9 protein-coding genes and 2 pseudogenes are annotated in these 8471 nt (G+C 69.4%); 5 read left to right on the top strand and 6 right to left on the bottom strand.

The features are described from left to right. Positions 1–213, bottom strand: a 213-nt coding sequence (locus AB0L95_RS41355) for a transposase (RefSeq protein ID WP_365171750.1), incomplete at its 3' end; no start/stop codon positions are given. Positions 214–371: 158 nt separating this feature from the next. Beyond that, a pseudogene (locus tag AB0L95_RS41360) lies at positions 372–1222 on the bottom strand (MFS transporter); the annotation flags it as partial. Positions 1223–1560: 338 nt separating this feature from the next. On the opposite strand from AB0L95_RS41360, the gene AB0L95_RS41365 reads away from it, so the two are divergent. Next, the gene (locus AB0L95_RS41365) at positions 1561–2034 is read left to right on the top strand and encodes a GNAT family N-acetyltransferase (protein ID WP_365171736.1); all 474 of its coding nucleotides are present in this window, start codon (positions 1561–1563) and stop codon (positions 2032–2034) included. 109 nt (positions 2035–2143) lie between these two features. Here AB0L95_RS41365 and AB0L95_RS41370 read toward each other — a convergent pair whose 3' ends face one another. Further along, positions 2144–3487, bottom strand: a complete 1344-nt coding sequence (locus AB0L95_RS41370; RefSeq protein WP_365171738.1) for an endonuclease domain-containing protein — start codon at positions 3485–3487, stop codon at positions 2144–2146. 135 nt (positions 3488–3622) lie between these two features. Between AB0L95_RS41370 and pnuC the strand changes: the two genes are divergently transcribed. Next, positions 3623–4288, top strand: a complete 666-nt coding sequence (pnuC, locus tag AB0L95_RS41375; RefSeq protein WP_365171740.1) for a nicotinamide riboside transporter PnuC — start codon at positions 3623–3625, stop codon at positions 4286–4288. Then, positions 4285–5403, top strand: coding sequence for an AAA family ATPase (locus tag AB0L95_RS41380; protein WP_365171742.1), 1119 nt, complete (start codon positions 4285–4287; stop codon positions 5401–5403). The genes pnuC and AB0L95_RS41380 overlap by 4 nt, the downstream gene beginning before the upstream one ends. A gap of 142 nt (positions 5404–5545) precedes the next feature. Here AB0L95_RS41380 and AB0L95_RS41385 read toward each other — a convergent pair whose 3' ends face one another. Both AB0L95_RS41385 and AB0L95_RS41390 read right to left on the bottom strand, forming a co-directional pair. Then, complete coding sequence (locus AB0L95_RS41385; RefSeq protein ID WP_365171744.1) at positions 5546–5944, bottom strand: hypothetical protein; 399 nt, start codon at positions 5942–5944, stop codon at positions 5546–5548. After that, entirely contained in the window at positions 5944–6210 is a 267-nt protein-coding gene (locus AB0L95_RS41390) for a hypothetical protein (RefSeq protein WP_365171746.1), read from the bottom strand. Before AB0L95_RS41390 ends, AB0L95_RS41385 begins: the two co-directional genes overlap by 1 nt. A gap of 444 nt (positions 6211–6654) precedes the next feature. On the opposite strand from AB0L95_RS41390, the gene AB0L95_RS41395 reads away from it, so the two are divergent. Together AB0L95_RS41395 and AB0L95_RS41400 are read left to right on the top strand one after the other, a co-directional pair. Continuing rightward, positions 6655–7380 (top strand): hypothetical protein, encoded by a 726-nt coding sequence (locus AB0L95_RS41395; RefSeq protein ID WP_365171748.1) that lies wholly within the window; start codon positions 6655–6657, stop codon positions 7378–7380. Positions 7381–7480: 100 nt separating this feature from the next. Then, positions 7481–7681: pseudogene (locus tag AB0L95_RS41400) on the top strand (NADP-dependent oxidoreductase); the annotation flags it as partial. Positions 7682–7822: 141 nt separating this feature from the next. Here AB0L95_RS41400 and AB0L95_RS41405 read toward each other — a convergent pair. Next, positions 7823–8353, bottom strand: a complete 531-nt coding sequence (locus tag AB0L95_RS41405; protein WP_365171752.1) for a hypothetical protein — start codon at positions 8351–8353, stop codon at positions 7823–7825. Positions 8354–8471: the final 118 nt, after the last annotated feature.

An 8471-nucleotide genomic window follows, 5' to 3' on the forward strand; every position in this document is an offset into this window, starting at 1 on the left:
CCCGGTGTCGTCGAAGACCAGGGCCTGCGGCCTGATCACTCCCTCCATCCGCCAGGCCAGTTTCGCCCGGATGTGAGCCGGGTCCCACGGGCTGTGGGTGACGAAATGGGCCAATGCCTGCCGGTTCCCGTCCTCACCGAGCCGCGCGGCCATCGGCTCGGCCGGCTTACGCTGCCCGTCGGTGAGCAGCCCCGCAGGCAGACCTGTCCCCAGCGGCGCTGGTCATTGCGCGCGAACGGCTCGAACACCTCCGCCGCGAACGCCTCCAACTCACCACGCACCACAGCAATCTCGTCCGGAGTCACACACTCTCAACGCCGCACCAAGCCAGGAGGACACGCACCACGACAGCCGACCTGACCAAGCCCTACTAGCATCGCTAGGGCTGACCAGCCGATGAGCAGCAACGGACCGCCGACTGCGATGACCGGACCGGGACGCCGATCGGACAGCCGGCCAGCGACGGTGACGCCCACGAAGGAACCGACGCCGAAAAGCACCCGAGCGACAGAGATCCACAACTCGCCCAGCCCGGCGCTGTCGGTCACCACGGGGGCGAGGAAGGTGAGGCTTCCGAAGGTTGCCGCGTTCACCAGCGCGCCAAGCAGCATCACCAGAATCAACCGCGGCCGTGCGAGCTGAGCGAGCTCCGCTCGCAACGCTGGCCTTCCAGTCGCCTCATCCTCATCACGTCCTGCTGGGATTCCCCTCAGGATGCCGAGAGCTGCCGGCAGGCAGAGAGCGGCGACAGCCCAGAATGCGGCCCGCCAGCCGAGCACCGACCCACCAGGGACACCGGCGATCGTGGCCGCCGTCGTGCCGGACAGCAGCACGGCCAGCGCGCGTCCCTTCCTGTCGGGCGAGACCAGCGTGGCGGCAGCCGTCAGAGCAACGGCAAGGAACCCTGCGTTCGCGAGCGCGGCGACGACTCGGGTAGCGAACAGGATGGGGAAGCTTGTGGTGATGGCGCCCAAGGCGTGAGCTGCCGCGAAAGCGAGGATGAACCCGAGAAGGCTGGAGCGCTTGGGCCAGTTACGGGCAAGCGCGGCCACAAGGGGGCCCCAACGATCATGCCGGTCGCGAAGGCCGAGGTGAGGACGCCTGCTGTCCCGACTGTGACGTCAAGGTCTGAGGCGATGTCCGGCAAGAGGCCGGCGAGCATGAACTCCGAGGTGCCCATAGCGAAGACCGCCATGGCAAGCAGGTACAGCGGGAGAGGCATCGAGTGGCTCCGAGGTGAGGAGAGGCACGAGAAGGTCATCTCGTCACCGCGGCCAGCCCCAAGCGCACACTCGTTCCACCGCAGAAAGCGGCGTGACGCAGGGCTACGAGCTCAGTGATTCAGGGGGCTGACGGCGTGACCGAAAGCCCCCACCTTGTCTGACTCAGGACTCGACATGGCCCGCACGCTACCCGACCGACGCCCGTCGAAGCATCTTGGTTTCACTGGCATCGGCCTGTGTCACCAACGTCATGTCCCGCAACAGCAGTGCTGTGACCGGGAAGGTTCGCCGGGCTATCCGTTGGCCTGCGTTTCGGCTGGCCCTGTAGGTTCCTGCCGTGAGTGATGTTGGCAGGCCAGAGATCAGACTCGCGGACGCGGCAGACGCGGCGGTGATCGCCCGCATCCACATGATTTCTCGGGTGGCGACCATGCCGTATCTGCCCCCGCAGAAACGCAGTCACGACCAGGTCACCCGGTGGGTCGAGGACGTCCTGCTCAAGTCATGCCGGACGTGGGTGGCGGTGCGCGATGGAGAGATCCTCGGCTATGCCGCCCTTGAAGGCGACATGCTCGAACACCTCTATCTGCGACCGGAGGTCCGCCGCCGGGGCATCGGCACACTCCTGCTCGACCAGGTCAGGCGGCACAGCCCTGCCGGGGTGTCCCTGCACGTCTTCCAGCAGAACACCGATGCCCGCGCGTTCTACGAGTTCCACGGCTTCACGGTCCTCGACACCAGCGACGGCCGCCGGAACATGGAGAGGCTGCCCGACATGACCTTGCGCTGGACACCGGAGGGTGCACGGTGAACCGCGTCCTGGGACTCTGCTGCGCATTTCGCTGGGACGTGTGGGGAGACCGCGTTGGGCGCCAGCAGCTGCGAGGTGACGGTGGGGTGTCAGGTCTCCCGGTGCCCGCTCAAAACAGTTCCAGGTCCTCGCCGCTGGTGTCCGCGATGACTGGCCGGGACTGGGCAGGGAGGCCGTCCAAGCGGTCAGGACCGGCCGCGGCGGCCACGGCAGGGGCCGTCTCGGCCAGCCAGGCGCGAAACCGCTCGACGGCTTCGCGGTAGGGGACTTGTGCCAGGACACGGTGCTCGCCGGAGGGGCAGAAGTCGACGGCGACAGTGAGCAGGCAGGAACGGGGCGCTTTCTGGCTGCCCGTCCAGGACACGCGCAGGACACCGCAGGGCTTGCGCCCGCGGGGGGCGCGGTGGGTCGGTCGCAGCGATCGGCAGGCTATGTGGGCGGTCCATGCGGCGAGGTGCGGCAGGGGCAGGGTGGTGCGTGCGCGGCAGCCGGGGCAGCGGTGCCAGTGGCGGAGCCAGTCGTCGGTGTCGGTGCGGAAGAGGCGTGTGTAGCGGTTCGCCACGCGGATGTCGTTGCTGTACAGGTGGTCGGGGCGTTCCTGTGTGTTGCAGGACTGGCAGAGGGGGGCGCGGACGTAACCGTGTTCGTGGCAGTGGTCGAGCACGGTGGCGGGCGCAGTGCGGCAGACGGCGCACGCCCACCTGGCCACCTTGCGGGAGGTACCGGGCTTCCTGCTGAGCACCGAGTACAGCTGGCCTTGAAGCTCTTTGTTGTACGGGCGCAGTGAGGCGGTGGGGCCCTCGGGGCTCGTCGTCTGCCGACCGCCGGCGTCTCGGGCCTGCCGGGGGCGGGAGGGCGGCTCGGTGACGGCTGCGCTTGCCTGGCGGGTCCGCGCGGCTTGCACCCACTGCGTTTCGGCGTGCTCAGCCGCGTCCAGCAGCCTGACCACAGCGCGCGGCAGCCACCACGTGCGCTGCGTCCCGTCGCGAGTCTGCTCCACGAGTATCTGCCGCCAGTCGATCCCCGCCAGATGGTACGGCCGGCCGACTTCACGTCGTGCTGCCCGCTCGGGGACGCCCAGCTCCTGCAGTTCCCCCGTGATGCGCTGGCGCCAACGCAGCGGCGTTTCCTCGTTGCACTCCTGCCTCGACGCCCCACGAAACGGACCGATGCGGACCAGGTCCTGCCGATCCATCCCCATCGCATTCAGTTCCGCGGCCGCCCGGCGCACCTCAACCTCCGGAACACTCCACTGACCGCCGCTCGCCTTCACCGTCGCCACCACATGGCCGCCGAGCAGGACGTACCCCACCCAGGCACGGGCAGGAGAGCAGGTGAACGCCCCAGAAGCCGTCGGCACAGCACTGTCGGCCGTCAAATCGACCCACAGAGCGTCCGCGGCCACCAGGGTGATCAGGCCGTCCGTGCGACCGGGCATGACACTCTCTGACATACCGACAGGCTAACGGCCTGCAACGCGGCAACGGGCCCCAAGCGCCTCGGTCAGCCGAGCCGCCGCCCGGGTCTTGGCAGGCGACGACCCCACCGTTTATCGTCATTCTGACATTTACTGGGCAAGGAGCTCTGCATGGCTGTCAGCGACGTCCTGGGCGATATCGTCGCGCCCCTGAACACCGTGCTGTTCGACTTCGGCCGCGATGCGGTGACCTGGGCGGAGCTGCTCGGCTTCGCCACAGGCGCGGCCTGCGTCTGGCTGACCGTCAGGGCGAGGATCGCCAACTTTGCCGTCGGCATCGCCAATAACCTGTTCTTCCTGGTTCTGTTCTGGAGCGCCCAGCTGTACGCCGACGCCCTGCTGCAGGTCGTGTACCTGATGCTGGCCGCCGTCGGCTGGTGGACCTGGCTGCGCGGCGGCGAGCGCCGCTCCGCCCGCCTGATGGGCCATGCCCGCGCGCGCACCGTCGTCGTCTTGCTGCTGCTCGCCGTACCTGCGACCTGGGGCCTGACCGTAGTGTTGACCCGCGCCCAGGACATCGCACCGTTCTGGGACGCCCTCACCACCGCACTGTCGCTGGCCGCCCAGTGGCTGCTCAACACCAAGTCCTACGAGAACTGGTACTTCTGGATCGCCGCGGACGTGGTCTACATCCCGCTGTACTTCGCCAAGGTGCTCTACCTGACTGGCATCGTGTACGTGCTCTTCCTGACGATGTGCCTGCTCGGACTGCGCAGCTGGCGCCGGGAGCTGGCCGCCGGCCGGTCGATGGCCGCAGCGGACCTGGTGCGCGCATGACGGCCCCCTTCGACCACGGACTGGTCATCGGCAAGTTCTACCCCCCTCACGCAGGTCACCATTTCCTGGTGCGCACCGCGGCGGACAGCTGCCGTCGCGTCACAGTCGTGGTGATGGCAGCCGACGTGGAGTCGATACCGCTGGCCAACCGGGTCGGCTGGCTGCGCGAGGCGTACGCGGACCGACCCCAGGTGGCCGTCGCCGGCGTCGTCGACAACCTCCCGGTGGACTACGGCAGCGACAGCGTCTGGGCAGGGCACATCGCCCTGATGCGTCAGGGGGTGGCCGCCGGAGCGCATGCGGCCGTCCCGGTGGACGCGGTGTTCACCTCAGAGCCGTACGGCGCCGAACTGGCGCGCCGGTTCAGCGCGGCGGACGTCCGCCTGGACGCTGCACGAGAGACTTTCGCGGTCTCCGCCACCGCGGTCCGCAGCGACCCGGTGGGCCGCTGGGACGCACTGGAGCCGCCGGTGCGGGCCTGGTTCGCCCGGCGGGTGGTGGTACTCGGCGCCGAGTCCACCGGCACCACCACACTCTCCCGCGACCTGGCACAGGCACTGCGTACCCGTGGCGGTCCGCATTCCCTCACCCGGTGGGTTCCCGAGTACGGGCGCGAATGGACCGTCGCCAAGCTCGCGGTGGCCCGCGCGCTCGCCGCCCGCCGTGGCTTTGCGGAGCCCACTGTTTTCGACCTGGAGTGGAGCGACGCCGACTTCGAGGCCGTCGCCGCCCGCCAATCGGCCGAGGAGGAACGCGCGGCCCGAACCGGCGGCCCTGTGCTGGTGTGCGACACCGACGCGCTGGCCACCACCGTCTGGCAGGAGCGCTACGTCGGCCGGACCACCGAGGCGGTGCACCTCCTCGCCAACGCCATGCCGCCCAGGGCGCTGTATCTGCTCACCGACCATGAGGATGTGCCGTTCCACGAGGACGGCCTGCGCGACGGCGAGGAGTTGCGGCCCTGGATGACCGAGCGGTTCCGCAAGGTGCTGTCCGGTCGCGGCGTGCCCTGGCAGGAGGTGCGCGGCGACCGCTCGACCCGGCTGCGACTCGCCCTGGAGGCAGTCGACCGGCTGCTTGAAGACGGCTGGCGGCTGGCCGTCCCGCTCGGCTGAGGGCGGCGGCACAGCGCGATTGCGCAAGTCGCTCCCGCAGCAGGATCCGGGCGTCACGCTGGGAAACACGAGCACACACCCGCCACTCGGGCGGCCCGCTCAGCCGCGAGAACGGCCGCCGCCTCAACCGCCCCCGGGTGACCTACTCGTCGGGGTGGACGGCCTGAACGCCGGTTCCTTCGTACAGCTCGGGCGTCAGGGTGAGCAGGAAGCGGCCGGTGGGGAAGTTCGCGGAGGGGCGGGCGGCGTGGATGGCGTGGACGGCCGCCCAGGAATGCCCGGCGCGCAGCAGGCCGGTGGCAGTGACCGCCGCCTCCGTGTCGAAGGGCTCCACCGTGACGAACCGCAGCCCGTCGATGTAGGCGAGGAGACCGGGCCGCTCGGTGTCGCCGACCGTGAGGGAGAGCACCGGGGCGTACAAACTGCCGAGCCCACCGGAGGCCTGGACGTAGAACGCGGCCACGGCCTCGTTGTACGGATCCTTGGGATCGTGCAGGGCGGTGGCGGTGGTGTGGTCCACGACGACCGCGATCTGCCCCACTACGCGGCCGCCGGGTCCTGGCCGGCGCCGAGACGCTGAAGCAGGCTGCGGGCCTTCGCCTCGGCCTGCTCGCTGGGCACGGTGCCCAGGACGGAGGCGAGCTCCGCGCGGGCCTGCTCGGCGCGCTCCGCGTACTCGGCCTCGGTCGGCCGGCCCTCGGCGAGCTCCTCGACGAGCTGCCGGATCGTGGTGCCCTGCTCGCTCGCCAGCGCGGCCAGCCGGTCGCGAGTGGCCGCGCTGACCTTGATGCTCGTTTCGTCTGCCATACCCACCACTCTACTGCTAGTAGAGGACCGGTGCGGGGGTCACGACCCCTGCTTCTCCCGGGCGGCGCGGACGCCTGCGCAGGCGGCAAACAGCCGAGGCACCGGAGGCTGTGCACACGCGCAGCCGGGAAGCATTGGCGCAAGTATCTCGGCCCGTCCCACCGAGCATGCGCAACAGGGCACAGACGAGGACCTTCGAGCGCGGTCGGCGCCGGGCGTGGTGAAGGTGGGCGTGCGACCGCCTCGGGCCGCGGCCCGTACGCTGCTCCGACGCGAGTACGGCGGCGCTCCGGGCAGTTCAGCGGATGGATCTGTACGACCCCGGGAGTACGCCCACGGCCTTCCTACGCGGGACGTCCAACAGGAGCAGCTCTGTGATGGTGAAGACACCGGGCCGGGACTTCCGCTCCGTCGTCACCACTTTCCTCAGGAGGGTCCGTCTCCGTGACCGCCACGCTCACCCGCACAAGCGCCCAGCGCCGCGACCTTGGCGCTCTGGCCGGCGTACTGTACGTCCTGTTCTTTGTGGCCAGTCTCGTCATCGCCGGGGCGCTGGGCCCGTCCGGGACCGTGACGCCGTACTCCAGCGATGCCGAAGTGCAGGTGTACCGGTTGAAGGATCCAGCCACACTGGAGGATCTCTTCCGCATTCTGGGCTTGCTTCAGGGGCTGTCCGCCCTCGCACTGCTGGCATTCGTTCCCCGCCTGACTGAGTTCGTACGCAGGTATGGCAGCGACACCCGGGCGGGCGTGGTTCGCGCAATGGCCACCGTCGCCGGAACTCTCCTCCTGCTCTCCGCGAGTACCAACTGGGTTCTGGCCCAGATCAGCTCCAGCGCGGAGCTTTCCACGTACCGGGCCATCTCGGATCTGTCCTTCATCACCGGTGCGGGCCCGGCTGTCGCCGCCCTTGGCATGGCGATATTCCTGGTCGCCACGACGGGGCGCGCCAGCCACACCTTGCCTGCCTGGGTCGCCTGGAGCGGCATGGTGATCGGGGTGGCCAGCGTGTTGTCGATGAGCTCGCTCATCGCCGAGGGCGGCTCCGTGTTCATCCCGGTTGGTCGCTTCCTCGGCTTCGTCTGGGTCGTCGCGCTCAGCGTCTTGCTGTGGAGCCGGGGCGGGCGAACAGATGATCTCACCGGATCCAGCATGCCGAGGCATCCGTGAGACCGACGCCGCGCAGGAGGGTGAGAACCGGATCTGCGGTCACCCTCCACGGCCGCCGTCCCCCTGGGGAAGTATGACCGCGGAGGTGAGCGCCGGGGGCGCGCTGCCGCGCGCCGGCGGCACGCTTGTCACGATCGCCCAGCCGCCCACCGTCCGGCCAAAGGACGTGCGAGTGCTGTTCTTCGTCGTGGAACCCGACCGCGCGTGCCTCGGGGAACTGGCGCAGCGGCTCCGGGACGGACGGCTCGACGTGCGGGTCGGCGCGGTCCGCCCACTGACCGGGGCGGCCGCCGCCTTCGCCCTGTGAGCGCCGCGTCACCGACAGGACACACATCCCGGTCGCCGAGGATCCCAATGATCACAGAGCGTCGCAACTCTGTGATCACCAGGATCTGTGTGCGTCCTGTTGCCGGTGCCACCACCGCGCCTATCCGCACGACTCTTATTTGATCTTGCGGTGGCATGGGCTGCTGGTCCTGCAGCCGACGAGGCTCCGCCTGCAGGACCAGCAGCCGAACGTCACGTGGCGTCCTCCGGATCGACGGGGGTCAGCAGGCCATCGCCCGGCCACCAAGCGCGCCCCTTCCGCCCAGGCCAGTTGCCTGCCGACCTCGACGAGGACCTCGATGCGGTCGGCCGACCCGTACACCTGATACCGCCCGGCCGCCGGGTCATAGGCACGCACCTGGCTGTGGGGGCCGGAGCACACCAGGGCACGGGCGATGTCCGGCAGGCCCAGACTGAGGGCATCGCATTTCTGATCACCGATGAGCTGGAGCAAGTCCGCCGTGACCGCCTCCCAGTCGCCGACCTCCGGCCAGAGCGCACCGCCGCCCAGTTCGTGGGTGAGCGTGGACCGCGGCACGATCTCGCCCGGCAGGCGGCCTCGGGTGAGGCGGTTGTAGATGCGCGCGCCGTCGGGCTGTCGTACGCGCGGGTGCAGCAGGGAGGCTGCAGCTACGAGCGAGTGCATCGACACGAACAACACGGTCCAGTGCAGTTATTGAGGTTTTCGGGTTGTCGTCGGGGGTGGTGACGGTTCATGATCCCTGCGGTATGCCGGTGGGATGCGGTATCCGGAGGGTGGGGGC

It is taken from the genome of Streptomyces sp. NPDC052036 (genome assembly GCF_040680495.1).
In the GTDB taxonomy this organism is placed as follows: Bacteria; Actinomycetota; Actinomycetes; order Streptomycetales; family Streptomycetaceae; genus Streptomyces.

Excerpts from the sequence above, each read along its gene's own strand:
- AB0L95_RS41405 (WP_365171752.1), bottom strand. The coding sequence starts at position 8,353 with ATGCACTCGCTCGTAGCTGCAGCCTCCCTGCTGCACCCGCGCGTACGA.
- AB0L95_RS41370 (WP_365171738.1), bottom strand. The coding sequence starts at position 3,487 with ATGTCAGAGAGTGTCATGCCCGGTCGCACGGACGGCCTGATCACCCTG.
- pnuC (WP_365171740.1), top strand. The coding sequence starts at position 3,623 with ATGGCTGTCAGCGACGTCCTGGGCGATATCGTCGCGCCCCTGAACACC.
- AB0L95_RS41380 (WP_365171742.1), top strand. The coding sequence starts at position 4,285 with ATGACGGCCCCCTTCGACCACGGACTGGTCATCGGCAAGTTCTACCCC.
- AB0L95_RS41390 (WP_365171746.1), bottom strand. The coding sequence starts at position 6,210 with ATGGCAGACGAAACGAGCATCAAGGTCAGCGCGGCCACTCGCGACCGG.